The organism is Actinoplanes lobatus, assembly GCF_014205215.1.
Lineage (GTDB): Bacteria > Actinomycetota > Actinomycetes > Mycobacteriales > Micromonosporaceae > Actinoplanes > Actinoplanes lobatus.
In genome coordinates, this window is the sequence record NZ_JACHNC010000001.1 from 7594615 (window position 1) to 7620555 (window position 25941).

General features: G+C 70.2%; 30 protein-coding genes and 1 pseudogene. 17 read left to right on the top strand and 14 right to left on the bottom strand.

The window, feature by feature from the left end:
- On the bottom strand, positions 1–480 hold the full coding sequence (locus BJ964_RS34695; protein WP_188124587.1) for an HIT family protein: 480 nt from the start codon (positions 478–480) through the stop codon (positions 1–3).
- A gap of 22 nt (positions 481–502) precedes the next feature.
- Here BJ964_RS34695 and BJ964_RS34700 point away from each other — a divergent pair, with 22 nt between their 5' ends.
- Positions 503–979: an NUDIX hydrolase gene (locus BJ964_RS34700; protein ID WP_188124588.1), complete on the top strand. Its 477-nt coding sequence runs from the start codon at positions 503–505 to the stop codon at positions 977–979.
- Between the two features lies 1 nt (position 980).
- Here the strand turns inward: BJ964_RS34700 and BJ964_RS34705 are convergent, their stop codons facing one another.
- On the bottom strand, positions 981–1196 hold the full coding sequence (locus tag BJ964_RS34705; protein ID WP_188124589.1) for a helix-hairpin-helix domain-containing protein: 216 nt from the start codon (positions 1194–1196) through the stop codon (positions 981–983).
- Between the two features lie 21 nt (positions 1197–1217).
- On the bottom strand, positions 1218–2285 hold the full coding sequence (locus tag BJ964_RS34710) for an FAD-dependent monooxygenase (protein ID WP_229807460.1): 1068 nt from the start codon (positions 2283–2285) through the stop codon (positions 1218–1220).
- Positions 2286–2357: 72 nt separating this feature from the next.
- Between BJ964_RS34710 and BJ964_RS34715 the strand changes: the two genes are divergently transcribed.
- The gene (locus BJ964_RS34715; RefSeq protein WP_188124591.1) at positions 2358–2984 is read left to right on the top strand and encodes a TetR family transcriptional regulator; all 627 of its coding nucleotides are present in this window, start codon (positions 2358–2360) and stop codon (positions 2982–2984) included.
- Here BJ964_RS34715 and BJ964_RS34720 read toward each other — a convergent pair.
- Positions 2950–3615: a DUF6882 domain-containing protein gene (locus BJ964_RS34720; protein WP_188124592.1), complete on the bottom strand. Its 666-nt coding sequence runs from the start codon at positions 3613–3615 to the stop codon at positions 2950–2952. The genes BJ964_RS34715 and BJ964_RS34720 overlap by 35 nt on opposite strands.
- Before the next feature lie 91 nt (positions 3616–3706).
- A complete protein-coding gene (locus BJ964_RS34725) occupies positions 3707–5242 on the bottom strand; it encodes an alpha/beta hydrolase (protein WP_188124593.1) in 1536 nt (511 codons plus the stop codon).
- Between the two features lie 351 nt (positions 5243–5593).
- On the opposite strand from BJ964_RS34725, the gene BJ964_RS34730 reads away from it, so the two are divergent.
- Complete coding sequence (locus BJ964_RS34730) at positions 5594–6343, top strand: DUF6082 family protein (RefSeq protein ID WP_188124594.1); 750 nt, start codon at positions 5594–5596, stop codon at positions 6341–6343.
- Positions 6344–6532: 189 nt separating this feature from the next.
- Here the strand turns inward: BJ964_RS34730 and BJ964_RS34735 are convergent, their stop codons facing one another.
- Positions 6533–7858 (bottom strand): IS701 family transposase, encoded by a 1326-nt coding sequence (locus tag BJ964_RS34735; RefSeq protein ID WP_456049055.1) that lies wholly within the window; start codon positions 7856–7858, stop codon positions 6533–6535.
- Positions 7859–8106: 248 nt separating this feature from the next.
- Here BJ964_RS34735 and BJ964_RS49305 point away from each other — a divergent pair.
- The 3 genes and pseudogenes from BJ964_RS49305 to BJ964_RS34750 all read left to right on the top strand — a co-directional run.
- Positions 8107–8746, top strand: a pseudogene (locus tag BJ964_RS49305) (helix-turn-helix domain-containing protein); the annotation flags it as partial.
- Between the two features lie 236 nt (positions 8747–8982).
- Positions 8983–9864: a helix-turn-helix domain-containing protein gene (locus BJ964_RS34745; RefSeq protein ID WP_188124595.1), complete on the top strand. Its 882-nt coding sequence runs from the start codon at positions 8983–8985 to the stop codon at positions 9862–9864.
- A gap of 29 nt (positions 9865–9893) precedes the next feature.
- Entirely contained in the window at positions 9894–10556 is a 663-nt protein-coding gene (locus BJ964_RS34750) for a maleylpyruvate isomerase N-terminal domain-containing protein (RefSeq protein WP_188124596.1), read from the top strand.
- Between the two features lie 58 nt (positions 10557–10614).
- On the opposite strand, the gene BJ964_RS34755 is transcribed toward BJ964_RS34750, so the two are convergent.
- Entirely contained in the window at positions 10615–11514 is a 900-nt protein-coding gene (locus BJ964_RS34755; RefSeq protein ID WP_188124597.1) for a hypothetical protein, read from the bottom strand.
- Positions 11511–11984, bottom strand: a complete 474-nt coding sequence (locus BJ964_RS34760) for a GNAT family N-acetyltransferase (RefSeq protein WP_188124598.1) — start codon at positions 11982–11984, stop codon at positions 11511–11513. The genes BJ964_RS34755 and BJ964_RS34760 overlap by 4 nt, the downstream gene beginning before the upstream one ends.
- 185 nt (positions 11985–12169) lie before the next feature.
- On the opposite strand from BJ964_RS34760, the gene BJ964_RS34765 reads away from it, so the two are divergent.
- Both BJ964_RS34765 and BJ964_RS34770 read left to right on the top strand, forming a co-directional pair.
- Positions 12170–12550: a hypothetical protein gene (locus BJ964_RS34765; protein WP_188124599.1), complete on the top strand. Its 381-nt coding sequence runs from the start codon at positions 12170–12172 to the stop codon at positions 12548–12550.
- A gap of 56 nt (positions 12551–12606) precedes the next feature.
- Positions 12607–13554, top strand: coding sequence for a DUF1152 domain-containing protein (locus BJ964_RS34770; RefSeq protein ID WP_188124600.1), 948 nt, complete (start codon positions 12607–12609; stop codon positions 13552–13554).
- A 9-nt stretch (positions 13555–13563) separates the two neighbouring features.
- On the opposite strand, the gene BJ964_RS34775 is transcribed toward BJ964_RS34770, so the two are convergent.
- Entirely contained in the window at positions 13564–14535 is a 972-nt protein-coding gene (locus tag BJ964_RS34775; RefSeq protein ID WP_229807275.1) for an alpha/beta hydrolase, read from the bottom strand.
- Between the two features lie 71 nt (positions 14536–14606).
- On the opposite strand from BJ964_RS34775, the gene BJ964_RS49310 reads away from it, so the two are divergent.
- Positions 14607–15236 (top strand): TetR/AcrR family transcriptional regulator, encoded by a 630-nt coding sequence (locus BJ964_RS49310; RefSeq protein WP_188124601.1) that lies wholly within the window; start codon positions 14607–14609, stop codon positions 15234–15236.
- Here BJ964_RS49310 and BJ964_RS34785 read toward each other — a convergent pair.
- Entirely contained in the window at positions 15202–16065 is an 864-nt protein-coding gene (locus BJ964_RS34785) for a LysR family transcriptional regulator (RefSeq protein ID WP_188124602.1), read from the bottom strand. The two genes, BJ964_RS49310 and BJ964_RS34785, sit on opposite strands and share 35 nt — an antisense overlap.
- A 69-nt stretch (positions 16066–16134) precedes the next feature.
- Between BJ964_RS34785 and BJ964_RS34790 the strand changes: the two genes are divergently transcribed.
- The 8 genes from BJ964_RS34790 (at position 16135) to BJ964_RS34825 (ending at position 23121) form a co-directional block, all read left to right on the top strand.
- Complete coding sequence (locus BJ964_RS34790) at positions 16135–17061, top strand: EamA family transporter (protein WP_203832498.1); 927 nt, start codon at positions 16135–16137, stop codon at positions 17059–17061.
- Positions 16964–17941 (top strand): aminoglycoside phosphotransferase family protein, encoded by a 978-nt coding sequence (locus tag BJ964_RS34795; RefSeq protein WP_188124603.1) that lies wholly within the window; start codon positions 16964–16966, stop codon positions 17939–17941. Before BJ964_RS34790 ends, BJ964_RS34795 begins: the two co-directional genes overlap by 98 nt.
- A gap of 136 nt (positions 17942–18077) precedes the next feature.
- Positions 18078–18341, top strand: coding sequence for a metal-sensitive transcriptional regulator (locus BJ964_RS34800; RefSeq protein ID WP_223150701.1), 264 nt, complete (start codon positions 18078–18080; stop codon positions 18339–18341).
- A gap of 106 nt (positions 18342–18447) precedes the next feature.
- Positions 18448–19842, top strand: a complete 1395-nt coding sequence (locus tag BJ964_RS34805) for an MBL fold metallo-hydrolase (RefSeq protein ID WP_229807274.1) — start codon at positions 18448–18450, stop codon at positions 19840–19842.
- Positions 19843–19861: 19 nt separating this feature from the next.
- Entirely contained in the window at positions 19862–20440 is a 579-nt protein-coding gene (locus tag BJ964_RS34810) for a rhodanese-like domain-containing protein (protein WP_188124605.1), read from the top strand.
- Positions 20441–20509: 69 nt separating this feature from the next.
- Complete coding sequence (locus tag BJ964_RS34815; RefSeq protein WP_188124606.1) at positions 20510–21286, top strand: sulfite exporter TauE/SafE family protein; 777 nt, start codon at positions 20510–20512, stop codon at positions 21284–21286.
- 121 nt (positions 21287–21407) lie between these two features.
- Positions 21408–21878, top strand: a complete 471-nt coding sequence (locus BJ964_RS34820; RefSeq protein ID WP_203832499.1) for a hypothetical protein — start codon at positions 21408–21410, stop codon at positions 21876–21878.
- A gap of 412 nt (positions 21879–22290) precedes the next feature.
- Positions 22291–23121 carry a nitroreductase/quinone reductase family protein gene (locus BJ964_RS34825; RefSeq protein WP_188124607.1) on the top strand — a complete coding sequence of 277 codons (831 nt, stop codon included), beginning with the start codon at positions 22291–22293 and terminating at the stop codon, positions 23119–23121.
- A 69-nt stretch (positions 23122–23190) separates the two neighbouring features.
- Here the strand turns inward: BJ964_RS34825 and BJ964_RS34830 are convergent, their stop codons facing one another.
- The 4 genes from BJ964_RS34830 to BJ964_RS34845 form a co-directional block, all read right to left on the bottom strand.
- Positions 23191–24177, bottom strand: a complete 987-nt coding sequence (locus BJ964_RS34830) for a hypothetical protein (protein ID WP_188124608.1) — start codon at positions 24175–24177, stop codon at positions 23191–23193.
- Complete coding sequence (locus tag BJ964_RS34835; RefSeq protein WP_188124609.1) at positions 24174–24719, bottom strand: RNA polymerase sigma factor; 546 nt, start codon at positions 24717–24719, stop codon at positions 24174–24176. Before BJ964_RS34835 ends, BJ964_RS34830 begins: the two co-directional genes overlap by 4 nt.
- 94 nt (positions 24720–24813) lie before the next feature.
- Complete coding sequence (locus BJ964_RS34840) at positions 24814–25434, bottom strand: hypothetical protein (RefSeq protein ID WP_188124610.1); 621 nt, start codon at positions 25432–25434, stop codon at positions 24814–24816.
- A gap of 5 nt (positions 25435–25439) precedes the next feature.
- Positions 25440–25934 carry a sigma-70 family RNA polymerase sigma factor gene (locus BJ964_RS34845; RefSeq protein ID WP_188124611.1) on the bottom strand — a complete coding sequence of 165 codons (495 nt, stop codon included), beginning with the start codon at positions 25932–25934 and terminating at the stop codon, positions 25440–25442.
- Between the last annotated feature and the right edge of the window lie 7 nt (positions 25935–25941).

The window sequence follows — 25941 nt, forward strand, 5'->3', positions numbered from 1 at the left end:
TCAGAGATGTCGTCGAATCCGTTGAGCCAGCGCCCGCTGGGACGCGTCGTCGACCGGCAGGACGCCGTTCTCCGCCATCACGGCATGGAACTGTTGCTGGTGGTACGGCACGCCGGGTGGCAACGCGGCGAGATGCCAGTGCAGGTGCGCGTTGCCCTGCTGACTGCCCAGGCTCAGCGAGTACATCCGTTCGGTCGGCACGGTGGCGGCCACGGCGAGAGCCACTCTGTGCACCACACTCTGGAAGCGAAGGAACTCGGGCTCCGCCATGTCGTGGATCCAGCTTTCGACGTGTCGCTTCGGGGCCACCAGGCAGTACCCGAGTTGAACCGGATGGCGGCTGAGGAACGCGATGGTGTCGTCGTCCTCATACACCGTGTGGTGCCGATAGTCCTCGTGGCCGTCCACGAAGGCACAGACGAAGCATGGTCCTTCGTGGACGCGCAGGGCGTACTGCTCGAAATCGAAAGCAACTCTCATACCGAAACGGTAGGCCGCTCGCATGCCCGTACCCGAGTTCGTCGTCGCCCTGCGCACCAAGATCGGTCACGCCCCGCTGCCGCTGAGCGGGGTCATCGCCGTGGTCCTCGACGAGCGGGGCCGGGTGCTGCTGGTCCGCCGCTCCGACAACGGGGAGTGGGCTCTCACCACGGGCTGTCTGGAGCCCGGCGAGCAGCCGGCCGACGGTGCCCGGCGCGAGGTCTTCGAGGAGACCGGTGTCGTGGTGGAGGCCGAGCGGCTGCTGTCGGTCGAGGCGCTGGAGTTGTCCACCGCCCCCAACGGCGATCAGGTCCACTGGCTGGCCATCGGGTTCCGGTGCCGGCCCGTCGCCGGCACGCCCCGGGTCAATGACGACGAGTCCGTCGAGGTCGGCTGGTTCGCGCCGGACTCGGTGCCGCCGCTGCCCGCCCACCAGGCGCGCTGCCTGGCGCTCGCTCGGGCCGGCGACGGCGACCCGTGGTTCGCCGGTTCGCGGTGACCTACTCGCCGGCCCAGGTCAGGCCGTGCCCGGTGAGGGCCTCGGACAGCAGACGGATCGCTTTCGGCCCGACCCCGTGCATCGCCAGCAGCTCGGCCGGCCGATGGGTGGCCACCTGGGCGAGGGTGGTGATGCCGGCGGCCAGCAGGGCGCTGTTGGCGGGCCGCCCGATCGGTGGCAGGTCGCCGATCCTCGCCGGCGCATCGCGGGTGCTCACCCGGACACGATAGCCGGGAGCTCATGCCGCCCGGCCCATCCAGCGGGCGGCGACGTTGCGGGTCGTCAGGCCGAGCCGGGTGGCGGGGACGAGCATGCCGGCGGCCAGCCCGACGCGCCGCTGCTTGGGCATGACCAGCTTCCGGTGCTCGGTCTCGTAACCGCGCAGCGCCTCCTCCACCCGGCCCGGGCTGCCGGCGAGGGCGTGCGCCAGCGTGTGCGCCGCCGTCATCGCGAGCGTCGACCCGTCGCCGAGCAGGGACAGACTGGAGGCCGCATCCCCGAGCAGCGTGACCCGCCCGCTGCTCCAAGCGGGCAGGCTGACCCGGCTGACCGAGTCGAGGAACAGCTCGTCGCTGCCCACCGCCAGCTCCAGCAGCGCGGGCACCCGCCAGCCGGCCCCCGCATAGGCCGCGGCCAGCCCCTCCCGGCTGATCCGCTCGCTGCGGAAGATGAACGCGGCGACCGCCGACCCGCGCGCCGGATGGATCGACACCAGCCGCCCGGGCGTGTTGAACAGCAGCACCTCATCCGGATTCTCGGCGGGCTCGCCGAGCGGCACGGTCGCCACCCCGAGCCCGATCGGCCGCACGAACCGTGACTCCGGCCCGAACGCGAGCCGCCGCACCGTCGAATGCAGCCCGTCGGCACCGACGACCAGGTCGAACCGTCGTGGTGCGGCCCTCTCGAAGGTCACCTCCACCCCGCCCGGCTCCTGGCTCATCGCGGTGATGGTGTCGTCGAGGATCAGCTCGGCGTCGTCGCGCACCGCTTCGGCGAGGATCGTCGCGAGATCGCTGCGGGGGATCTCGACCTCGCCGCCCCGGCTGGGCATGGCGATCCGGGCGATCGGCCGCCCACGGGGATCGAGGACCCGCATGGCGCTCGCGTGGGTGGCGGCCGCCCGCAGCCGGGGCAGGATGCCCATCCGTTCGGCGACGGCCACCGCGGGCCCGCGGACGTCGACCGGGTTGCCGCCGGAGCGCAGCCCGGCGGCCCGCTCCACGAGAGTCACCTGCCAGCCGTGCCGGACCAGCCAGAACGCCAGAGTCGGGCCGGCCACTCCGGCCCCGGAGATGAGTGCCTTCATGTCCACGACGTTAGCCGCATCGAGTGCAATTCTGCAACGCGTGCAGATTTGCGATGGGTGCATAATGGCGGCATGGCGTCTCTTCGTGATCGCAAACGCGCCCGCACCCGGCAGGCTCTGGTCGAGGTGGCGGCCGAGCTGTTCGAGCGGCAGGGCTATGACGAGACGACGGTCGCGCAGATCGCGGCCGGGGCGGAGATCGGCACCCGCACGTTCTTCAGCTACTTCCCAGGTAAGGAACACCTGGTCTTCCCGGAGTCCGACGATCGGGTGCACGCCGCCCTCGAGGCGATCGACCGGCGCACCCCGGAGGACGGCCCGGCCGAGGTGCTGCTGCGGGCGCTGCGCCGGGTCGGCGACGACAGCGACGACATGAGCGGCCGCCTGGCGGCGCTGCGGCTGCGGCTGATCCGCGAGGTCCCCGCCGTGCAGGGGCTGTCGTTGCGGATCCAGCTGGACGCGCAGCGGCAGATCGCCGCGCATCTGGCGGCGGCCTTCCCGGAGCGGCTGGACGAGGTGCGGGCGGCCGCGTTGACCGGGGCGTTCGTGGGCGCGGTGACCGGCGCCCTGCAGGTGCTGCTGGAGCGTGCGGAGCGTCGCGACGATCCGGCCGTCGTGCAACGGGCGGTTCAGGAGGCGGTCGACGCGGCGCTCGCCCCGTGGTTCAGCGGGGCTGCACCTGACCGGTCAGGTCACTGACCCGGCCCAGGTGGTCGAAGCTGACACGAACCGTCGAGTTGTCCGGGTGCCGGCCCACCACGCCGCCGGGGGTGTCGTCGACCCGCCAGCCCTGCTGCTTGAGGAAGGACACCACGACCGTCCGATGGTCGACCGCGAAGGCCTGCAACACCTGTCCGAGGACGGCGAAGGTGCGCTCGGGCGGGACCGCTCCGCGTACCCGGGAAGGAAGGTTCTCGAGGTGGAAGAAGATCGCGCCGCCCTGGTAGGCGCCACGGTAGTAGGAACGCCCGGTCAGGCCGGAGGCGACCAGCGCGATGCGGTGGCCGTCGGTGCGGTCCAGGCGCAGCGCCGGTTCGGTGAACTCGCGGATGTTGTGGATGCGCCCGTGTTCGCGCAGCCACCCGGCGAGTTCCAGCAGGTGCGGGGAGACGCCGGCGCTCTGATTGGCCCACGCCCACAACCAGGTGCCGTCCGTGTGACTCTCCGTGCCCAGCAGCTGGATGGGGTAGCGAAGATCGTTGCCGAACGTCACCATGCCCGCATTCAGGTCGAGCTGCCAGCCACGCTCGCCGAGCAGGTCGGCGAGCGCGAGCTGCCGAGCCATGCCGGTGGCGACATGCTGGGCGAACAGGTCATCGAACGAGGACACGTACCGGCCTTTCGATCAAGGTAGCCGGTGCAGTGTGACATGCGGGTCCGCCGGTACCGACCGCCTGGGTCGGCACCGGCGCCGTCGGATCTCAGACAACCGGGAAGGGAACCCGGTCCTGAGCGCACCTGGTGCCCTTCGGAGGGAGGTCGCCATCAAGCAGATAACGGGTATACCAGCTGGTAACACACGCGCTGTAGTTGCTGGTGTGACCGAAGCCGTCGAGCGTCAGCAACCGTGCGTTACCGAGCTGACGGGTCATCCGGACCGCGAAGTCGAGCCGGGTCGCCGGGTCGTAGGTCGGGTTCACGACCAGGACCGTCTTCGCGGTCCGGCGGTTCCACGGCCCGTCGTACGCCTCGGTGATCTTCGGCCAGGTGGCGCAGCCGACCTCGCTGAAGGCCTCCGCCCGGCCGAACGTCGGATGGGCCTTCTCGAAGGCCGCCGCGAACCCGGGATAGAGCGCCGGGTTCCGCGGCAGCGGAGCGTCCACGCAGTTCACCGCGAACGACGCGTCGGTGCTGGTGTAGCTGTAGGCGTCGTCGGAGAGCCAGCCCCGCGCCGGCGGGGCCGAGGGCAGCTCGACCCCGGCGGCCCGCAGCGCGTCCGGGTCACCGAAGACCAGGTCGTAGACCTCCTGGATCTGCTGCGCGGCGTCCGGGAAGCTCGCCACGTTGTAGAGAATCTGCCCGGTGAACCCGGTCAGGTCGTCGAGGGTGATCGTCCCCAGGCCCGGGATCTCCACCGGCCCTTCCCGGAGCCGGTCCCGCAGCCGGTCGAACTTCGCCCGCGCGCCACCGGAGAGCGCGCACGCGGCCCCGGCCTTGTCGCACTCGGAAAGGAACCCGTCCAGGGCGATCTCGAACCCACCGGCCCGCTCGAACTTGTTCGCAAGCCGGTGGTTGGTCCGCTGATCCGGGTCGACGTTGCCGTCCAGGATGACCGCCCGCACCCTCGTCGGGAACAGGTTGGCGTAGGTCGCGCCGATCAGCGTCCCGTAGGAGTACCCGATGTAGGTCAGCCGGTCGTCCCCGGCGCCCTGCCGCAGCAGATCGAGGTCCTTCGCCACGTTGAGCGTGCTCATGTGCCCCAGCAGCGGCCCGATGTTGTCCGCGCAGGCCGCGGTGTAATCCCGGTTGGCCGCCAGCGTGCCCGCGATCTGCTCCCGGGTGATCGGCACGCCGGTCATCCGCGCGAACAGCGCCTCGGCCTCGGCGTCGGTCGCGAAACACTGAATCGGGTCACTCCCCCCGATCCCGCGCGGATCAAACCCGACCAGGTCGAACCGGGCGAGCACCTCCGGCGACGCGATCCGGGCCGCGGCACGCACCATGTTGCGCCCGGCGCCGCCCGGCCCACCGGGATTGACGAAGATGGTGCCGATCCGGTGTGCCGGATCCCCGGCCGGCCGCCGCGACAGCGCGATCGTGGTGGTCGCCCCACGCGGCCTGTCATGATCCAGCGGCACCTCGTAGGTGGCACAGTCGAACCCGATCAGCAGCGGCTCGGTGCACGCCGACCAGGAGAACGGTGGCGCCGTACCGCTCGCGGACGCCGCTTGCGGCGCGACGGCGACAGCGGAGACGAGAGCAAGCGCGGCGGTGACACGCACGGCGAGTCGTCGCACGGGAGGTCCTTCCGACGAGGAGACAGGACCTCCGCACTCTCTCACGCATTCAAATCAATCACTGTCAGGGAAAAACCCTTAAGACCCGTTTCCGGTACGGGCTACGTGAGCCGTGGCTACCGGACCCGCGAGCCCCTGCCCACTCCCGGCCGCAACGCGCCCGCCGGGGGTGAATAGGTTTATTCGGACAATATAACCGGATAATTTTTTATGTCGGGAATATGTGGACTTCTTCGAGGTGTGCATGCCCTCAGAATGCCCCTCGTGATCATTTTGGGGAAGAGGCCGCTGAAGTTGCTCTCGGCAGCAAGCGCGGCACCGTGAATCGGTGATTCCAGGCGTTGATTCTTGGTGTTGATTCCACACCTTACCGTGAAGTTAGGTATCGATGATGATGGAGGCATCGTGATCAAAATTCACGGTCGGCGGCCCAGACGGAACCTAGCGATCATCCTCATGGCATTTTTGCTTTTAGCGGGCTTCATGATGTCACCCTTCCTGTTGGGGTACATCGGAGCCCACTCGCCGGAAACCTGGAACCATCTCAGCGATGTCGGCCAGTCCTACGGATTCGCATCGGCCTTTCTCTCGGCGATCGCCCTGCTCGTGGTCTCCGTGTCCGTTTCCATGCAAGCCCGGCAGTACGGCCTGATGCAGCATCAGATTCTCCGGTCCATGCAGGCCGAGGTCCTGAACCTAGCCATGACGAACGCGGACCCTCTGATGGCGTGTTATGGGGCTGCCTCGGTTGAGGATTCCCGAAAATTGCAGCAGTGGCTGTTCCTCACCTACCGAGCCAGGTATTGGCTGCTTATGTACGAGGCCGGCGAGATTTCCGAGGACGATTTGAGGATAGAATACGCCCCAGAGATCTACGGTAACACGGTCGCTCGCGAGTGGTGGTCATTCGCGAGGATCATCTGGGTCCAGTCGCGCACTTCCGCAGGTATGCGGACAGTCGGTCGTATTTTCGATGAAGAACTGGCCCGTTTTGCGGACAACGATGGTGTGCAGGACGTGCCGGTCACTGAATTGCACCGGATCCGCGTACATTGTGAGCAGGAGGCCACGCCCACCGATGGTGCCGTTGCGTCGTCCTGACTCGGGTCCGGGATCCCTGCCGTTTGCACCCCGGCAAAGTCATCAGATGATTCCCAGGAGTTCAGCAGGTGGGCGCTGTCCCAGGCGGGATGGGGTTGGCTGCGGCGATGTGAGCAGGCTCCTGTCCAGGGTTGCGGTAGCCGGCGGATCATCGCTTCGGACGGCTAATACGGCAGCCGCCATTCGTGATCATGGCTGGAGTTCGAGGGTGAGGCGGCGGGCGTAGTGAGCTCGTCTGGCTCGTGCTTGGTGGCGGCGTCGCCAATGTGACCAGCGCAAACGGTAGGCGATGCTGCGCGTCGGCCGAATCAGTAGGACGTTGATCAGGCGGCGGATCTCGTTGACGGTCAGGTCGATCATGTCGGGCTGAGCGGGACGGTCCGCCGATCGGGCGTCGGCGGTACAGATCGCGAGGACCGCGAGCGCTGCCAGGGCAAGGGTGGTGAACCGGTGCCAGGACGTCCAGCGGCGGACCTGGTGCTGGTCCAGCCCGACCTGCCCTTTTCCGGCCTGAAAACTCTCTTCCACGATCCACCGAACTCCGGCCACGCGGACCAGCTGGGCGAGTGTGACCGGGCCCGGTGCCCAGCAGCGGTAGAAGGCCAGCTCACCGGTGGTGTTGTTGCGGCGGATCAGCAGGCTGTGCCGGCCGTCGTCGTCGGGATCACCGTCAGCGCCGACGTCGGCCAGCCAGGCCCAGTCGTAGAACCGTGGGCCTTTCGAGCCCTCGCCGGCGCTGCGCCGGGTCCAGCCGGTGGCGGGCAGATCGGCAGCCAGCCGGTCAGCGCGGCAGCGGATTTTCCCGCTGTCGATCGGCACGAGGTGATCGCAGGAGACCGCCAGGACGTAACCAAGGCGGAGTTCGCGCAGCTCACTGCGGAGTCGGGTGTTGTTGCCGTACGCCTCGTCCGCGGCGACCCACCGGGCCGGGACCAGGGCATTCACGGCGGCGGTGATCATGTCGTCGGCCAGCTCGGACCTGGTGGCGAACGTGATCTTTTCCGGGATCCCGGCCTGCTCGCACCGCCCGCGGTCGTCGGTCCAGGACTTCGGCAAGTAGATCCTGCGGTCGATCAGGGCGTGACCGTGTCTGCTCGCATAGGCCAGGAACACTCCGACCTGCGCGTTCTCGATCCGCCCAGCGGTTCCGGTGTATTGACGCTGGACACCGACCGAGTGCACGCCCTTCTTCAGATCGCCGGTCTCGTCGACGACGAGGACACCGTCGGGGTCACCGAGCCGGTCGACGACGACCTGACGCACGTCGTCACGCACCGCGTCGGCGTCCCACTTGGCCCGGTAGAGCAACCTTTGCATCGCATCCGGCCGGGCATGTCCGGCCTGCTCAGCGACCTGCCAGCAGGTCTTAATCTCCAGGTCGGCGAGCAGTCCGGTGACGAACCCGCCCGCCGCCCGGCGAGGCTCTACCCGGCAGAACCGGCCGGCGAACGAGTCGATGACCAGGTCGATGGTTCGTCGCCACTGGGCAGGCTCTACGCTGTGGCTCTCGGCCACCGCAAGGTCTGATGTTGTGTCCACAACGCACAGACGATCATGCGGTGGCCGTCCTCGTTCCCGCGGGATCCGAGGTCACCTCACGAACGGCGGCTGCCGTACTAAGCGCGTAGCCAAGAGGTTCTGCGCGTAACGGCGTCGTCGGGCGAGCGCGCTCGGTTATAGGGACATAGCGATAGAAAAACCTCGTCGTGGGTTCGGATCAGGTTTCCGCACAAGACCGAAACCCCGACGAGGTCACCGCCAGTATGCGCCCTGCGCACGTCTACGCCCGGATCCCGGCCGAGCAACACACCGAACTGATTTCCGCCCTGCACGGACCCTGGCGCACCGCCACCCGCATGATGATCGTCGTGCTCTCCGCCGTGGGATGGCTGGCCGCCGAGATCGCCGACCTGCTGCACTACGACCCGGCCACCGTGCGCCGATGGATCGCCCGCCACCAGACCGAAGGCCCGACCGGCCCCGCAGCGGGCCTGCCCCGCAAAGGCAGTCCACGTCTCGGCGAACGCATCCACCGGCTCCTGCAGACCCCGAAAGCCTGGACCACCGCCCGCCTTTGGCGAGCCTTCGGCCGGCCGAAGATCAGCCTCACCACGTCCGCGAACAAGCCCGCTGGTCACGACCCCGACTGATCGCCAAGAGCGACCCCGACCACGACCAGATCTGCGCCGACATTCGCCAGCACGTCGCCGCTCTCCCCGCCAGCGCGGTCGTACTCGCCGAAGGTGAAACCCACCTCGACCTGCAGGACAACCCGCCGAACGAATCTGGGCCGCCCTGAAACAGAAGGTCGCCAACATCGCACCCGCCACCATGGCCGACCGCGTCCGCCGGGCCCACGCCTTCTTCCGCTACCGCACCAACACCCAGAACCTCACCCCGGCTCTCCGACGGTTACAGACAAGACTTCGGAGGCAGGCGCTTAGCCGGTGTTGGATTCCGCGTCGGGCCCGAGGGCCGGACAGTTCGGCGAGCGCCGGGATTAGCCCACCAGAAGGTGCGGGCACGGTCCGGGCCAGCACCGTCGTAGCAGGCGACGTACCCGCGTTCCCGATCAGACCCTTCTCACTCGAGCCGAGGATCCCACTCGGGTACCCTTGCCAACCAGAAAGGTGCATCCGATGAGCGGCTCGTCCGACCCCTCGGGCCAGGCCACCGACGAACCCGTCGGCGTCGTCCTCGCCCGGTTGCGCAAGAGCAAGCGGATCCCCGGCCAGGCCCTCGGCGAACGCGTCGGGATGAGCCAGGCCAAGATCTCCCGGCTGGAGACCGGCGCCGTCGCCGCCGAACCCGCCGACGTACGCCTGCTCGCCGAGGAGCTCGGCCTCCCGCCCGACGAGGTCGACCAGCTCGTCACCCGCGCCGAACACGCCGACAACCGGCTCACCGACTGGCGGCCCGCCCACCTCGGCCTCGCCGAACGCCAGCGCGACCTGCGCCAGCTCGAGGTCTCCACCATGGAACACCGCGTCTTCCAGCCCGCGGTCGTGCCCGGCCTGCTCCAGACCAGCGAGTACGCCCGGGCCGTCATGTCCGACCTGCACACCGAGCTGGACGACGCCCGGGTCGCCGACTCCGCGGTCGCGGTCTCCGAGGCGGTCACCGCCCGCATGCACCGCAACCAGATCCTGCTCCTGCCGGACCGCGCCTTCGTCTTCCTGATCACCGAAGCGGTCCTGCGCAACCGGATCGGCAGCCCCGCCGAGATGATCGCCCAGATCGGCCGAATCCGCGAGGTCGCCGCCTACCCGAACGTGACCCTGCGGCTCGTCCCCGACGACGCCGAGTGGCCCATCGCGCCCTACCACGGCTTCTACCTCGCCGACGACCGCTGCGTCCTGGTCGACCTCTTCACCACCAGCATGGTCTCCCGCGGCCGCCGCATCGTCCGCAGCTACCGCCGGGTCTTCGACTCCATCGAGCGGGTCGCCACCACCGACGTCGAGCCCGCCCTGGACCGCTACCAGACCCACTACGCCCGCATGCTGCTCAACGCCGAGTGACCACCCTGGACCGGTATGCTGCTCAACCCATGATCATCTCGGTGCTGACGGCGCTGGACGCCGAGTGCGACGCCTTCGTACGGGCGTTGCGTGCCCTTCCACGCGGGGCGTGGGAGCGGCCCACCCGCTGCGAACCCTGGACCGTCCGCGACGTCGTCGGGCATGTGATCACGGTGCTCGGCCGCGTGCCGGTGATGGTCGCCGCGGACGCGCCCGCGACCGCCGAGGTGAGCACGACCGGCTACTACCGCGCCGACGACCGCTTCGGCGCCGAGACCAACGCCGAGCGGGTACGCGCCGCCCAGGCCGTCACCGGCGACCTTCCCACCCGCCTCGCCGACGTCGCCGCGCAGGTGCGCGCCGCCTGTTCTCCCGAACCCGGCGACCGGCTCGTGCGAACCCGCCACGGTGACGCGATGCTGCTCGGCGACTTCCTGCTCACCCGGATCGTGGAGGCAGGCATCCACGGACTCGACGTGGCCGACGCCGCCGGCGTGCCGCCGTGGCTCACCGGCCCGGCGGGGGAGAAGGTGCTCGGCATGCTGTTCGGCCCACCCTGGCGTGAGTCGGTCGCCGCCCTCGGCCGGGACCCGCTCACGGTGATCCGCAAGGCCACCGGCCGCGCCCCGGTCACTCCCACCGAACAGGACCGGCTCGACGCGGCCGGCCTGCGCCGGTTGGCTCTGGGCTGACCCGAACCAACCTGTCCTCCTAGGACGGCTGAGGCACTCGCCGCCGGGCGACGGGGCCTCAGATGTGCAGGCCGAGGCGGTGCAGGGCCAGCATCACGAAACCGCGCAAGGCGCGGCTCCAGCCGGTCGCCTCGCCGATCGGGTCGCGGTGGGCGGTCTCGATCAGCACGGTCAAGGCCGCGGGGGAGAGGGCTTCGCCTTTCCGGTACGCCGTGGCGACCGCCGCCGTGACCGTGACGATCCCGGGATCACGGGGTTCGGTGTCGAGGAGACCGTCGAGCAGACGGTCGATCCGGGGATCCTCGAGGCGGACGTGGGCGAGGGCCAGGTTGGCGCTGGCCCGCGGCTGCTCCCGCCCCGCCGGGACGGCCAGCCACGCGCTCACGGTCGCGGCGTTCAGCGGGAACCACGCTGCCAGGGCCGCCGCCCGCGCCGCCACGGTGGACTCCGGGTCGCCGATCCAGGAGACGATGACGTCCTGGAAGGCGGCCGCCCGGTGGTAGCAGTCGTCCTCCCATCGGGCGGCCAGCAGGTTCATCAGCTCGAACTCCTCGTCGGAGAAGTCGTCCGCGTCCTGCTCCTCGTGGAAGCGCCGTACCAGATCGGCCGTGTCCGCGCCGTCGAGCCGGGCGGCCGCCGTGAGTTCGGTGGCCGGGTCGAACGGCAGCCGGTCGTCGCGCCGGTCGCCGATCGCCAGGCCGGTGAGCAACCGCAGCAGGTCGCCCCGGCCGGGGGTCGCCGGATCGTCGATCAACGCGACGAGGAACGGCACCACCGCCTGGCTGGCCTGGAACCGGGTGCCCTGATGCAGGACGGTGGCGTGCAGTCCACCGAGGGCGTCGCCGCGTACCTCCGGATCGGGGTCACGCAGCGCCCGCAGCATGTCCGGCACGTCGTCGGCGACACCGTACGCGTGATGGAGCCGGTCCCACGGGACGTCGTCGAGCCCGGCCGTCACGGTCGCAGGCTCTTGGCCATGTTGTACGACGTGTCCCGGAAACCCATCTGCTCGTACAGGGCGTGGGCGCCCGGGTTGTGGGCGAAGACGTGCAGCCCGATCGACACGACGCCGAGCTCCCGGCACCGGGCCTCGGCCGCCCGCATCAGCTCCCGGCCGTACCCCTTGCGGCGGACCGTCTCGTGGATGAAGAAGTCGAAGATGAACGCGTGCGGACCGTCGGCCTCGCTGCGGATGCGCATCCACAGCACGCCGGCCTCGAGGTCGCCGTCCCATCCGGTCCACAGGTGGTGGCCGGGTGTCGCCAGTCCGTCCGGCAGCAGGGTGGCGGTGCTCTCTTCTGCCTGGGCCAGAGCGTCCTGCGGCGTGAGGCCGGTGCCTTCCAGATCGGCGGCGTAGGAGCGGACCGTCTCCTCCCGGTAGGACCGGAACTGCTCGTGGGTCATCGGCTCCAGCCGCAGCGCTCCCATAGCCGGCACTCTATCGAAGGGCCTTCAACCTATCTTCCTAGGATGCCCTAGAGGGTGTGGGCTGGACCGGTCGAAAGGAGGAGACAACCGGCGGGCAACCCTGCTGGACCGACGGCCGCACCACACGGGTCAGATGCTCTTTCGCAGGACCGGCTGACAGGGCCGGGAACCCGGGAGGGGATGTCATGGACCCGCAGCACAGCACCGGCCGAACCCACCGGCCGCGGCCCGTCACGCCGGGGCAGCAGGCCGGATTCCCCCTGGTCCGGGTCGAGCCCACCACCGACACGATCCACCCTTTCCGGTTGCTGGTCGGCGACCACGACACCACCGAGATACCGATGACCGCTGCCGCGATGCGCTCGCTGCACCACGCGCTCACCGCGGTACTGGCCACCACCCCCGCCGAGCCGGAGGACTTCGTCACCGAGTGGGCGCGAGCCCACGGCGCGACCGTCATCGACACCACCCCACAGCCGGGCGGCCCTGAGCAGGCAACCCCGGCACACGCGCCGGTCGTCGCCCTGACACCACCGAAGACGCGGCCGCGCCCCATGGCCGCCTGACGCCCGGGAAGCCATATTCGGGTGCGTGACACGCCGGCAGTCACGATCATGGGTACGTGTGGCGACTGCCGTTCTTCGAAGCACTGTCCGGCGCGCGCCGTGTCCTGATCGCGGGCGCCGGCGGCGGGTTCGACGTCTACGCCGGACTACCACTGGCCCTGGCCCTGCAGAGCACCGGCCGGACGGTCCACTTCGGCAGCCTCTCGATCGTGAACCTGCACGCCCTCGACAGGACCGTCTGGCGGGAACCCGGGGTGGCGGCGATCACCGCCGACACCGTCGGCCCGGAGGACTACTTCCCGGAGCGGACCCTGGCCCGCTGGCTGGCCCGGCACGCCCTGCCGTCCACGGTCCACGCCTTTCCCCGCACCGGCGTACGCCCCCTGCGAGCCGCCTACCGCAGGCTGGCGAAACGGCTCGACCTGGACGCGATCATCCTGGTCGACGGCGGCACCGACATCCTGATGCGCGGCGACGAGGCCGCCCTGGGCACCCCGGTCGAGGACGCGACGAGCCTCGCCGCGGTGGCCGCCACCCCGGTGCCGACCAGGCTGGTGGCGTCGATCGGGTTCGGCATCGACGCCTACCACGGCGTCAACCACGTGCAGGTGCTGGAGAACATCGCCGCCCTCGACCGGGACGGCCACTACCTGGGCGCGTTCACGGTGCCGTCGCACGGCCGGGAGGCGGCCCTCTACCGTGACGCCGTCGAGCACGCGCGGGCGAGCACGCCCGGCCGGTCCAGCATCGTCAACGGCCAGATCGCCGCGGCTCTGACCGGCGCCTGCGGGGACGTGCCGCTGGACGGCCGCACCACCGGGACGCCACTGTTCGTGAACCCGCTGATGGCCATGTACTTCACCTTCGACCTGCCCGGCCTGGCGGCCCGGTCGCTCTACCTGGACCGGATCCGGGGCACCGACGACATGCTCCAGGTCAGCCATCTCATCGAACGGTTCCGCGACGAGATCGACCCCCGCCCCCGGGTCCCGTTCCCACACTGAAAAGCACCGTCAGGCGGCCAGCCGTTCGCGGAGGAACCCGATGACTTCCTCGCGGGCGGCCCGGGCCTGGCGCACGATGCCGGGCATGCTGAGAAACGCATGTGGTGCACCGGGATGTTCGGTCAGGTCGGCGGGTGTTCCGGCGGCACGTAGGCGGGTGGCATAGGCGCGGCCCTGGTCGGCTACCGGGTCGACGGCCGGTACGACGACGAGGGCCGGGGCGAGGTCGCTCAGGTCGTCGGCGTACAGGGGCGACACGGCGCGGGCGTCCGAACCGTCCGGGACCGCCAGGCGCCGGAAGAACTCCATCTGGGTGACCGTGAGGGTCGGGCTGGTGGCGTGTTCCCGCATCGAGGGGTAGTCGAACGCGGTCGAGGTCAGGTCGGTGCAGGGGTTGACGAGCACTTGGGCGCGCAGCGGCAGGCTTGCGTTGCGGACGCGGATCGCGGTCAGTGCGGCGATCGTTGCGCCGGCGCTCTCGCCGAAGACTGCGACACGTGCCGGATCTATGCCCCACGAGGCGGCGTCCTGTACGACGTGGCGCAGCGTGTCCCAGCCGTCGTCGACGGCAGCCGACAGCGGAGTGCCGGCCGCGACCAGGCGATGCTCCACTGACACGACGACGGCGGGGAGCCGGGTGGCGAGGTAGCTGTTGATCCAGTCGCACTGCACGGCGGTCCCGACGAAGCCGCCGCCGTGCACGTGAAGCACCAGTGGCAGTTCACCCTGCGCGGACGCCGCTCGATAGACCCGGACGCGGATCCGGCGATCGGGCAGTTCCAGATTCCGCCAGGCGATGTCGGCACCGCGGTCGGGAAAGCCGGTGATGAGGCGGGCCAGGGCAGAGGACCGCTTGCGGTTCTCGGACGCCCGGAAGGCATCCAGTGCCGCGGGCGGCATGGCGGTCCAATCCGGTTCCTTGCGGAGGCTGCCCATCAGCCGAATGCCGAGCGGCGGGCGTGTGATGACGGTGTCGGTCACGGATCCCTCCCTACATTTACGCTACTTAAGGTATCGATACTAGAAGTAGCATAACTGGGTACGGTGTGACAGTGACCCGTCCGACCACACCCGCCCGGCCGCCTGGGCGCCCCCGCTCCGGCGTCGACGCCGTCGTCTTCGCGGCGACACTCGTAACCGTGCACGAACTGGGCTACGCACACGCCACCGTCGACCGCATCGCCGCGGCCGCCGGCGTCGCGAAGACGACGATCTACCGCCGCTGGCCCTCCAAGGGGGACCTGATCACGGCCTGCCTCGTCGATGCGTTCGGGCCGGTGCCGCTGGCGGGCGAGACGGCGGCGCAGATGCTGGCGAATGCCATCCGCTGGATCGCGGAGAAGATCGCCGAGCCGGGAGTCGGTGCGGCCTTCGCGGGTGTGTTCACCGACGCCGTCAACGATCCGACCCTGCGCGGGACCCTCGGCAGCCGGCTACAGGAGCCGTACCTCGTCGCGCTCCGCGAGGCCCTGCACGAGCCGGAGAACCGGGTCCTCTTCTTCATCGACGTCGTGGTCGGCACGCTGTTGCACCGCATGGGCATGACCGGCGAGCCGATGGCCGAAACCGACGTCGACGCTCTCATCGACATGGTTCTGCGCGTCCTTGTTGCCCCGGCGCCGGTTCGGCGTGCTCAGCGCGTACTCGTCAAGGAAGACCGGAAGCGTAAGCGGCGCGACTGAGCCGGACCAGGTCGTCGAGGCCGGCCGGTGGGTCGTCGCACCACCAGGCGAGCCGGACGTCGATGCGGGGCGTCTGCCGCAGCGTGCGGTAGGCGACGCCGGGGCGCGGGTTCTGGTTGGCGGTGGCCTCGGAGGTGACGCCGACGGCCTGGCCGGCGGCGATCAGGGTGAGCCACTCGTCGACGCCGTGCGTGGTGCGGATGGTCGCCGGCTCCGGGCCGGGATGCCACAGGTCGAGGGTGGTGGTTCCGGTGCGCGCGTCGATGGCGACCGGATAGCGTGCCAGGTCGCGCAGGTGCAGGGTACGGCGCCGGGCGAGCGGATTGTCGGTGGCGACCGCGGCGCAGCGCGTCTCGGCGCCGATCAGCGCGGTCGCGAAACGCGGGTCGTCGAGGGGGCGGCGGATCACCGCCACGTCGGCGGCGCCGTCGCTCAATCCCGCGGTGGGCGTGTTGGTGTGCACGAAGACCAGGGGAGTGCCGGGATGGCCGGTGGCCCACGCCCGTTGCAGGCGGCGGGTGTGTTTGCCCAGCGCGGCCCATGCGTATCCGATACGCAGTTCGCCGCGCCGGCTCTCGGCGAGACGCCGCAGGTGGGTGATCTCGTCGAGGATGCGGCGGGCGCCGGCCAGGACCTGGGTTCCGGTCGCGGTCAGCGCGACCCGGCGGGTGGTTCTTTCCAGCACGGGTACGCCGAGCGCCTCCTCCAGCGCGGCGATGGCCCGCGACACCGCGGCCTGGGACACGCCGAGCTCGGCGCCGGCGTCGGTGAACGTGCCGGTGTCGGCGACCGCGACGAGCGCCCGCAGGTGACGCAGCTGCAGATCCATGCGTTCAGCGTATAGATCTGCCGGGAAGCGTATTTCCCGGCGCGGCCCGGTGTTGCCGAGACTGCGGGTATGACGACGACGGGCGGGCTGGCGATCATGACGGGCAGCGCGGCCAGCAACCAGATCGGCGCGGCGGTGGGCGCGCACGCGTTCGGCGCGATCGGCCCGGCCGGGGTGGTGGCGGTACGGCAGTTCGTGGCGGCGGCCGTCCTGCTGCCGGTGGCGCGCCCGGATCCGCGGCGGTTCACGTGGGCGCAGTGGTGGCCGACGCTGCTGCTCGGGCTGGTGTTCGCGACCATGAACCTGTCGCTGTACACGGCCGTCGACCGGATCGGCCTGGGCCTGGCCGTGACGCTGGAGTTCCTCGGGCCGCTGTCCGTGGCGCTGGCCGGATCCCGCAGCCGGTTCGACCTGCTGTGCGCGGCCGGTGCCGGCGTCGGGGTGTACGTGCTGGTGCTGCCGTCCGGGAGCAGTGACTGGCCGGGTATCGGCTGCGGGGTGCTGGCGGCGTGCTGCTGGGCGTCGTACATCCTGCTCAACCGGCTGCTCGGCACACGGCTGCCGGGGTTGCAGGCGCCGGCCGCGGCCACCAGCGTGTCGGCGCTGATGTACCTGCCGGTCATGGTCCTGCTGGTCGTGCAGGGACGGCTGACCGGTACGGCGCTGCTGTTCGCGGTCGGCGCCGGGGTGCTGAGCTCGGTGGTGCCGTACGCGGCCGACCTGATCGCGCTGCGCCGCGTCCCGGCCCGGTACTTCGGTGTGGTGATGAGTGTGCACCCGGTGTTCGCGGCGCTGGCCGGGCTGGTCCTTCTCGGACAGGTGCTGGCTGTGCACGAGTGGCTCGGCATCGCCGTCGTGGTGGCGGTGAACGTGCTCGCCGTTCGGCAGAATGCCGGGCATGGAACTGCTGCAGCACAGCACGGCGAACGAGGTCACCGGCGGCGTCTGGCGGCTGGCGGACGGGCGGATCCTCAAAGTGGTGACGCCACGGCGTGAGGGGGCGGCCGCGCACCTGGCGGCCAGTGACGAGCCGGGGCACTTCAACTACTGGCGGCGGGAGCCGTTGGCGTACGGGACGGGGCTGGCCGGCACCGCGTTCGCGTCCGCCGGGATCGCCGCGCCGGAGCTGTACGACATCTCGGAGAACGCCGACGGCGGGGTCGGGATGGTGATGGAGGACGTCCAGGGCGCGGCCGGGATGCGGTGGAACGCTGGTGAGCTGGGCGAGTTCGCGTACCGTCTCGGGGTCGCGCAGGCCGGATGGGCCGGAAGGCCGCCGGCGGCCGACTGGCTGGCCCGCGACTGGCTGCGTGACTACACCCTCGCGCAGCCGGTCCCGGACGATCTGGACTGGGATCATCCGGCGGCGCTGGCCGCCTGGCCGCCCGCGCTGCGCGCCGGGCTGCGGCGGTTGTGGGAGCGCCGGCACGAGCTGCTCGAGGCCGCGGACGCGCTGCCGCGCACCCTCTGCCATCACGACGTGTGGCCGATGAATCTGATCGGTTCCGGTCCGCGGATGGTGCTCTTGGATTGGGCGTACGCGGGACCCGGCGCCGTGGGGGAGGATGCGGCGAACCTGGCGCTGGACACGTTCTGGGACGGTCACGTGGACGTGTCGCTGCTGCCGGCGGTGCTGGAGTCGGTGATCGGCGGCTATGCCCGCGGTGTGCGGGACCTCATGTCGTGGGGGCAGGCCCGTCAGGCCGTGATGATCACCGGCGCGGCCAAGTACTTCTGGCTGGCCCCGCGGATGCTGGTGTCGGCGTGGTCGGCCCAGCCGCGCGGTAGGGGCTACGACACCCGCGACTGGGCGTCGATGTTCGCGGGCCGCGCCCCGATGTTCGAGGTGATCGTCGACTGGGCGGACGCGGTCTGAGCCGGGGACCTATCTTCCTAGGATGCCCTGGAGGGAGTGCGGCAAGCCGCACCCTTACCGGTCGGCTGCGCCGACGCGAGGGGCCGGACCGATACCCCCTGGGGTATGGTGGCGGAGGAGGTGGGTGCTGGTGGAGATGAGTCCGGTCCTGCTCAGGGACGCGCTGACCCGGTTGAAGCGGGCGCAGGGGCAGCTCGGCGCGGTGATCTCGATGATCGAGAACGGGGAGGACTGCAAGCGGGTCCTCACCCAGCTGGCCGCGGTGTCCAGCGCGGTCGACCGGGCCGGCTTCAAAATCATCGCGACGGGTATGCGGGAGTGCCAGGCCGCCCGCGAGCGCGGCGAGGAGCCGCCGATGAGCGAAGAGGAACTCGAGAAGCTCTTCCTGTCCCTCTCCTGACCCACCCGAGGTCATCGCCCCGCGCGGGGCGATGACCTCGGCGGAAACGTGATCGCATTGTGCTTGCTGCATACCCCCGGGGGTATTCACTGATTGGAGTTGCGCAGTGACTGAGCTGAGTGTGGAGGTCGTGCAGACCTCGTCCCTGGGTGACCGCAGCTACCTGGCCCACGACGGGCAGGTCGCGCTCGTGGTGGACCCGCAACGCGACATCGACCGGATCCTGGCCCTGGCCGGCCGGCTCGGCGTGCGCATCACGCACGTCGCCGAGACGCACCTGCACAACGACTACGTCTCCGGCGGCCTGGCCCTGGCCCGGCTGACCGGCGCGACGTACCTGGTGGCCGCGGACGACGAGGTCGGCTTCGACCGGCGGCCGGTGACCGACGGGGACGAGATCGCGATATCGGCGGGTATACGGCTGCGGGTCGTGGCCACGCCCGGGCACACCTTCCACCATCTGTCGTACGTGCTCGACGGCGACGACGGGCCGGCCGGCGTGTTCACCGGCGGGTCGTTGCTGTTCGGCACCACCGGCCGTACCGACCTGCTCGGCAGGCAGCACGCCCACACCCTGGCCGAGCACCAGCACGCCTCGGCGCGGCGACTGGCGGACCTGTTGCCCGAGGGCGCGCAGGTGTGGCCCACCCACGGCTTCGGCAGCTTCTGCTCCGCGACGCAGTCGGACGCGCCGGAGTCGACCATCGGCCGGGAACGCATCGCCAACCCGGCGCTGCGACTGGAGACCGGCGACTTCGTCCGCGAGACCCTGGCCGGCCTGGACGCCTACCCGGCGTACTACGCGCACATGGGCGCCCGCAACACCGCCGGCGCCGACCTGATCGACCTCACCGCGGTCGCCGTCGCCGACCCGGCCGAACTGGCGGCCCGGATCGCCGACGGCGAGTGGGTGGTCGACCTGCGTTCGCGCAAGGCGTTCGCGCACCGGCACCTGACCGGCACGCTCAGCTTCGGCCTGGACGGTCCGATGTCCACCTGGCTGGCCTGGATGGCCCCGTGGGGCGCGCCGATCACCCTGCTCGGCGACGACCCGGAACAGGTGGCGGACGCGCAGCGCGAACTGGCCCGGATCGGCATCGACCGGCCCGCCGCCGCGGCCACCGGCAGCCCCGAGCAGTGGGCCGGTGGCGACGGCACCCGCCTCACCCGGCTCACCACCGCCACCTTCACCGACCTGGCCGCCGCCCGCACCGGCACCCCGCCACACGGGCTGCCCGCCGTGGACGTGCTGCTCGACGTACGGATGACCAACGAGTGGCGCACCCACCACATCGACGGCGCCGTGCACATCCCGCTGCCCGACCTGCCCGGGCGGCTCCACACCGTGCCCCCGGGCACGGTGTGGGTGCACTGCGGCTCCGGCTACCGTGCCGCGGCCGCCGGCAGCCTGCTGCAGCGCGCCGGCAGGCAGGTCGTGCACATCGACGACGCCTACGCCGACGCCGCCAACGCCGGCCTGTCCATCGTTTCCGGCCACTGAACAGGAGCACCAGCACCACATGACCACGCCCCCCGCCGCCCTCGACGTCCCCGCCCTGCACCATCTGATCGCCACCGGGCACGCACCACGGCTGATCGACGTGCGCACCCCGGCCGAGTTCGCGAGCGTGCACATCCCCGGTTCCTACAACGTGCCGCTCGACCTGCTGCGCGAGCACCGTGACGAGCTTCGTGACCACCTCGGCGAACAGGTGGTGCTCGTCTGCCGCTCCGGGCAGCGCGCCGCCCGGGCCGAGCAGGCGCTGGCGGGTGCGGGCCTGCCGAACCTGCGGGTGCTCACCGGCGGCATCGCCGCCTGGCAGGCCGCCCAGGCGCCGGTGACCACCGGCACGCCGCGCTGGGATCTGGAACGGCAGGTCCGCCTGGTCGCCGGAGGCATCGTCCTGACCGCGGTGCTTGTCAGCACCGTCGTGGAGCCGGTGAAGTGGGTGACCGCGTTCATCGGCGCGGGCCTGGCGTTCGCGGCGCTGAGCAATACCTGCGCGATGGGCATGCTGCTGGCCAGGCTGCCCTACAACCGCGGCCCGCGCACCGGCCTGGACCGGGTCGTCACCGCGCTGACCGGCGATCGGCGGTAGTCGCGTGCCGTGTCATCGCGGTATCCGTTTCCGGCCGGCCCGTGCGGGCCGGCCGGGCCGGGACCGGTCATGATCGCGGCGATCGGGTTCGGCGCGCTGATCGGGATCCTGCTCGGCCTGCTCGGCGGTGGCGGCTCGATCCTCGCCGTCCCCGCCCTGGTCTACGGTGCGGGCCTGACCCTTGCCGCGGCCGTGCCGACGTCGCTGCTCGTGGTCGGTGTCTCGTCGGCCTTCGCCCTGCTTCCACGGGTGCGGGCCGGGCTGGTGCGGTGGCGGATCGCCGCGATCGTCGGTGGCACCGGTGCCGCCGCGGCGTTCGCAGGCGCGGCGGTCAACCGGCTGCTCGATCCCCGCCTGGTTCTGGCTGGTTTCGCTGTGCTCATGGTGGTCGCCGGGTGGCGGATGCTGGGCGGCGCCGACGACTCCGGCGGTGACTGTGCCCTGCCCGGTGGCGGCGTCAACTGGCGCGGCTGTCTCCCGAAGTCCGTCGCCGCCGGACTGGGCGTCGGTTTCCTGACCGGGCTGTTCGGCGTCGGCGGCGGCTTCTTGATCATTCCGGCGCTCGTTCTGCTGCTCGGCCTGACGATGCTGGCCGCGGTCGCCACCTCGCTGGTGATCATCGTGGTCAACTCGGCCGCCGGGTTCGCCGCGCACGCCGGCGACGCCGCCATCGACTACCGCATCACCACGGCGTTCACCCTTGCCGCCGTCGCCGGCTCTCTCGCCGCCGGGCGGCTCGCCGGCAGGCTGCCCACCCCGCGGCTGCAACGCGTCTTCGCCTGGCTCGTCTTCGTCATCGCCGGGTTCGTCGCCATCCAGGCGATCGTCGACCCCGTCACGGCCTGATCGCATGGTCGTTCGGTAACTCTCTGTGGAAGGGCGCCGCGATGATGGGTGACGGCTCGATACGCACGTCTGCTGACGAGCGGATGCGCGCGGGCCGCGTTTTTCCGGCAGGATTCAGCCTGTGACAGATCAACCCGAGCCGGATGCCGAGGACGAGACCCGTCCTCGGCGCGGGCGGCTGCGAGCCTGGGTCGTCGCCCATCCGGCCGACGTGATCGACGTGTTCGTCTACGTGATCGTCCTGAATCTCGCCGTTCAGTACCTCCCGGCGGTCATCAGCGAAACCTTCACCCTCTCGCTGCTGACGGCTGCCCTGCTCAAGGTCACGCTCGAGGTGGTGCTCCTGCTCAAGGCCGCCGTTCTGGCCCGGCTGCGCGGAGCAACCACCCGCTGGGTGAAGACGACCTCCGCCCTCATGCTCTGGGTGGTTGCGGCCGGGAGCAAGCTCGTCGTGCTTTGGCTGGTCGACATCGTGTTCGGCGGTGCGGTCAGTTTAGGAGGCTTCATACCCGTCACGCTGCTCGTCATCGCTCTGCTGGTGTCGCGGGCGGCAGTCAGACGTCTTCTCTACGGCACGACCGTCCCGGACTGAACCACGGCCTGGCCGGCGCAGCCTCGTGCGAGGCCGGATCCGGCGGACGCGAGGAGCTTACCGAGCGTAAGCGGTGCACCGCCGCAACCGGCGAGGTCTCGCTGGTGCCAAAAGTGTCCAGCGCCGACGACGAGGGCGGTCGGGAAGCGTTCCGTTCCATCCTAGGACGGCTTACAGGTAGTGCGGCAAGCCGCACCGAAGTCAAAACACAACGGACGGCTTCGCCGACGACCCCCAGGATCGGTTAGGGTGGGCGTCGTGACTGCCGGGTCGGCCTTGGGCCATTACCGAGTGGGGCACCCGGCTGACGCTTGAGCGCCGGGCGGCCGCCACGGTCGCCTGCTGCCGCCCGTGCTCCGCCGCCGTGTCGTGTACCTACGTTCCTGCAGGTCACGACTCTTGAAAGCGGATAATGCCGAACGATTTCAACACGTCCATCATTGATGAGTTCCGAAGCAACAACGGCCGCGTCGGCGGCATGTTCGAGGGCGCCCGCCTGATCCTGTTGACCACGACCGGGGCCCGCAGCGGCCGCCGGCACACCGCGCCGCTGGTGTATCTGCCCGACGGTGAGCGGATCCTGGTCATCGGTTCGGCGGGCGGATCTCCCCGCCACCCGGCGTGGGTGCACAACCTGCTGGCCGATCCGGTCGTCACCGTCGAGGACGGGGCGTTCTCCTACCGGGCGACCGCCACGGTGCTGTCCGGCGCCGAACGGGACGAGGCGTTCGCCCGCGCGGTCGAGCAGGAGCAGGGCTGGGCCGACTATGAGCGGCAGTCCGGGCGGAAGCTGCCGGTGGTGGCGCTGGCGGCGATTCCGGGGCCGCCGGGGTTCAACGCGTCGTCGCCGGGTGAGGCGTTGCGGGTGGTGCATGACGCGTTTCGCCGGGAGCTGGCGACGATCCGGGCGGAGGTGGCGGGTTCGGGTCCGGTGCTGGGTGCTCAGCTGCGGGTGAACTGTCTGACCCTGTGTGCGAGCCTGCACGGTCATCACGTGCGTGAGGACGAGGGGTTGTTCCCGGGGTTGGAGCAGGCGTACCCGGAGTTGGGGCCTTCGATCGCGCGGTTGCGGGACGAGCATGTGGTGGTGGCCGGGCTGCTGGAGCGGTTGCGGTCGGTGCTGGCGGATCCGGGTCTGTCGCGGGAGGCGCTGGCCGTGGAGGTGGATGCGCTGACGTCGGATCTGGAGAAGCATCTGGATTACGAGGAGCAGGCGCTGATTCCGGTGCTCGACGGGGTCTGATTCGGGTGTGAACGCCACCGGCGAGTCTTGCCGGTGGCGTTCAGCGGAAAGGTGTCCGACCGGTGACGCCTACTTGCGGACGAGGGCGTAATGGAGCAGGCCTTCCTCGGTGACGAATCCGATGTGAAGATCGGCGGGATCGCCGGTCCAGCTCACCGGGGTCTCGACCTGTTTCCCGGCCGGCTCGGTGCAGGGCGAGTCCGCCGTGACGAGGTATTTTCGGTTCTGGCTCACGGTCAGTCGCGCCATGGCAGGTTTTCCGGTGCATTTTGTCAGGAGCACGTATTCGCCGGCGGGGACGGACGGTGGGGTGTCCTGCGGATCGATGTTTCCGGGCGAGCGTGCGATTCCCTCGAACACGACCTGGCGGCCGGCCAGGTTCAGCCTGCGGTCCGGGTCGAATTCGTCGGCGGGCTCGCGGTCACCGGTGATCGGCTCACCGGTCTTGCTGGTGACCTGGTAGGCGAATCCGGCCTGCCCATCGGTGAAGTCGGGGGCCTCGGACATCTGGAACCGGTGGTGGGCGGCCCCTTCGGTCATGGTGAAGGGGACGCTCACCGCGACGGGCTCGGCCGAGCACGGCACCTGCAGTTCTACGATCCGTTTCCAGTTCGTCTTCCGGTTCTTCTGGGAGTCGACGTACAGCATGAATTCCCCGGTTCCGGCGCATGCGGCCCGGAGGATCAGCTCGCCCGGGTAGTTGCCGTGGTCGAGGCGGTAGTTGTTGAAGACCTGCTCGGCGACGTCGATCACCGGGGTTCCGTGCTGTCCGTCGATGAGTGCCTGCCGGGCGATGTCCGCCTGCTGGAATGCGGGGGTCGGCGTCGGTTCGGTGGACGGCGTCGTGGCGGTGGGCGGAGCGGCGGACCGGTTGCCGGTCGCCACGGTGATCCCGCCGGCGATCACGAGGACCGCCGCGGCTGCGGAGAGCACCGCACGGCTGGTCCGGCGCCGTCGCACGGTCTGCCGTACCGCCGCTGTTCCCGGTGGCTGGACGGTCGGCAGGGTGTCCGCCCGCAGGTCCGCGAATCGCACCTCCAGATGGTCAGTGGTCACGACGCACCCCCGTGCGAGTTCGAAGTCTGGAGTTGGGCGGCCAGTGCGGCCCGGCCCCGGTGCAGGTTGGAGCGGACCGTCGACTCGGCGACCCGCTCCCGGATGGCGATCTCGGCGGTCGGCAGGTCGGCCAGGTAGTGCAGGACGACCGCTCGGCGCTGGGCCGGTGGCAGGGTGCCGAGCGCGGCGACGAGGGCGACGCGTTCCGGGCCGGGTCCGTCGGTGGCCGGTTCGGCGGTCGGGTGCCGGCGCAGGAAGCGCAGTGCGGTCCGGGCCCGGCGCCACCTGCTCACGGCGAGGTTCCAGGCGACCCGGCGGATCCAGGCGACCGGGTCCTCGTACGTTGAGATGCGTTTCCAGCGGGTGAAGGCCCGGCAGAACGCCTCCTGGACGACGTCCTGTGCTTCTTGCCGGTCGCCGAAGTAGGCGAACAGCTGCACGGTCAGGTCGGCGAAGTGGGCGGCGTAGACCTCGTCGAACGACGGCGGATCATGGTGCACGGGGTCCGGCGTCTCCGATCGGGGTTCGGCGGCGATGATCATGGCGACTACACGTGTACGCCCGGCGGAACGTTGCAGAGCGGCCCCGAATCATAGGATGGCCTGCGTCACCGCCGGTCCAGGGATCGGCTGTCCGTCACTTCGGGTTGTTCCACGACGGCTCGCAGCGCAGGGGGGTTCCCTGGACGAGGCTGGTGTGAACGCTGTGTGCCACGGTGCCGTCGTGGGTCTGTTCTTCGAAGAGCACGAAGTGCAGGTTGGTGCCGGGTGGCATCCGGTCGCGGCGGATGGTGAAGATGTGTTCGCCTGGGTGGGCGTTGCCGGTTTGTGTCGGTGTGACGTCGTACAGCTGTGGCAGTGAGGGTTGGCCGTTGTCGGCGCATCCGATTGTTTTCGCTTGTGGGGGGACTCGTTCGAATTCGACGAGGGCCGGTACGCCGGCGGTCTTCAGTGCCGCGGTGAGCCGGTCGGCGTCGGTCAGTTGCCGGATCGTCAGGACGACGGTGCCGTCCGGCGTTGATTCGATCGACCAGGCGGCGAGGTTCATCGGTGCGGGTGGGCCGGGTTTCGTGCCGGTGGGCAGGGTCAGGACCAGGGCGGAGGCGGCGGCCGCTGCCAGGGTTGCGGTCAGGGCGATGTGGCGTCGCCGGCGTAGGGTGCGGCCGCGGGTGGTGATGTCGTCGAGGTCCGGTCGCATGCGTACCGGTTCGAATTCGGTGCGGACCAGGGTGTACAGGTCGTCGTGGTTGTCAGGCACGGTGTTCACCTCTCTTCGGTGGCGGATGTGAGGTGTGCGCGCAGGGTGCGGGTGGCGCGGTGGAGGTGGGCGGTGACCGTTCCGGCGGCGATGCCGAGGGTGCGGGCGGTGGTCTTGCTGTCGAGGTCGAGGAAGATGCGCAGGGCGACGACCTGTCGTTGGCGCAGTGGCAGTGATTGGAGGGCGGCCATCATGCGGGGGTCCGGCATCGTGGTGTCGGTGTCGTCGAGGGTGGGTTGGTCGTAGCGGTCTGGTGTGGGTACTTCGCGGCGCCAGCGGCGCCATCGTGAGACGTGCATGTTGAGTGCGGTGCGGACGATCCAGGCGCGTGGTGAGGGGTGGTCGGCTATGCGGGGCCAGCGTGCCCAGGCGCGGGCGAATGCCTCCGCCACGGCTTCTTCGGCCGCCTGCCGGTTGCCGAGGGATGCGGTCACCGCTCTCAGGCAGTCGTCTCTGGCGTTTTCGTAGAAGGCGGCGAAGTCCGCTCGTCGATGTTCCACATCGTTA

Coding starts and splice junctions, on each gene's coding strand:
- BJ964_RS34695 (WP_188124587.1), bottom strand. CDS start 480: ATGAGAGTTGCTTTCGATTTCGAGCAGTACGCCCTGCGCGTCCACGAA.
- BJ964_RS34700 (WP_188124588.1), top strand. CDS start 503: ATGCCCGTACCCGAGTTCGTCGTCGCCCTGCGCACCAAGATCGGTCAC.
- BJ964_RS34710 (WP_229807460.1), bottom strand. CDS start 2,285: ATGAAGGCACTCATCTCCGGGGCCGGAGTGGCCGGCCCGACTCTGGCG.
- BJ964_RS34715 (WP_188124591.1), top strand. CDS start 2,358: ATGGCGTCTCTTCGTGATCGCAAACGCGCCCGCACCCGGCAGGCTCTG.
- BJ964_RS34745 (WP_188124595.1), top strand. CDS start 8,983: ATGAGCGGCTCGTCCGACCCCTCGGGCCAGGCCACCGACGAACCCGTC.
- BJ964_RS34750 (WP_188124596.1), top strand. CDS start 9,894: ATGATCATCTCGGTGCTGACGGCGCTGGACGCCGAGTGCGACGCCTTC.
- BJ964_RS34760 (WP_188124598.1), bottom strand. CDS start 11,984: ATGGGAGCGCTGCGGCTGGAGCCGATGACCCACGAGCAGTTCCGGTCC.
- BJ964_RS34765 (WP_188124599.1), top strand. CDS start 12,170: ATGGACCCGCAGCACAGCACCGGCCGAACCCACCGGCCGCGGCCCGTC.
- BJ964_RS34785 (WP_188124602.1), bottom strand. CDS start 16,065: ATGGATCTGCAGCTGCGTCACCTGCGGGCGCTCGTCGCGGTCGCCGAC.
- BJ964_RS34790 (WP_203832498.1), top strand. CDS start 16,135: ATGACGACGACGGGCGGGCTGGCGATCATGACGGGCAGCGCGGCCAGC.
- BJ964_RS34795 (WP_188124603.1), top strand. CDS start 16,964: ATGGAACTGCTGCAGCACAGCACGGCGAACGAGGTCACCGGCGGCGTC.
- BJ964_RS34800 (WP_223150701.1), top strand. CDS start 18,078: ATGAGTCCGGTCCTGCTCAGGGACGCGCTGACCCGGTTGAAGCGGGCG.
- BJ964_RS34810 (WP_188124605.1), top strand. CDS start 19,862: ATGACCACGCCCCCCGCCGCCCTCGACGTCCCCGCCCTGCACCATCTG.
- BJ964_RS34815 (WP_188124606.1), top strand. CDS start 20,510: ATGATCGCGGCGATCGGGTTCGGCGCGCTGATCGGGATCCTGCTCGGC.
- BJ964_RS34825 (WP_188124607.1), top strand. CDS start 22,291: ATGCCGAACGATTTCAACACGTCCATCATTGATGAGTTCCGAAGCAAC.
- BJ964_RS34835 (WP_188124609.1), bottom strand. CDS start 24,719: ATGATCATCGCCGCCGAACCCCGATCGGAGACGCCGGACCCCGTGCAC.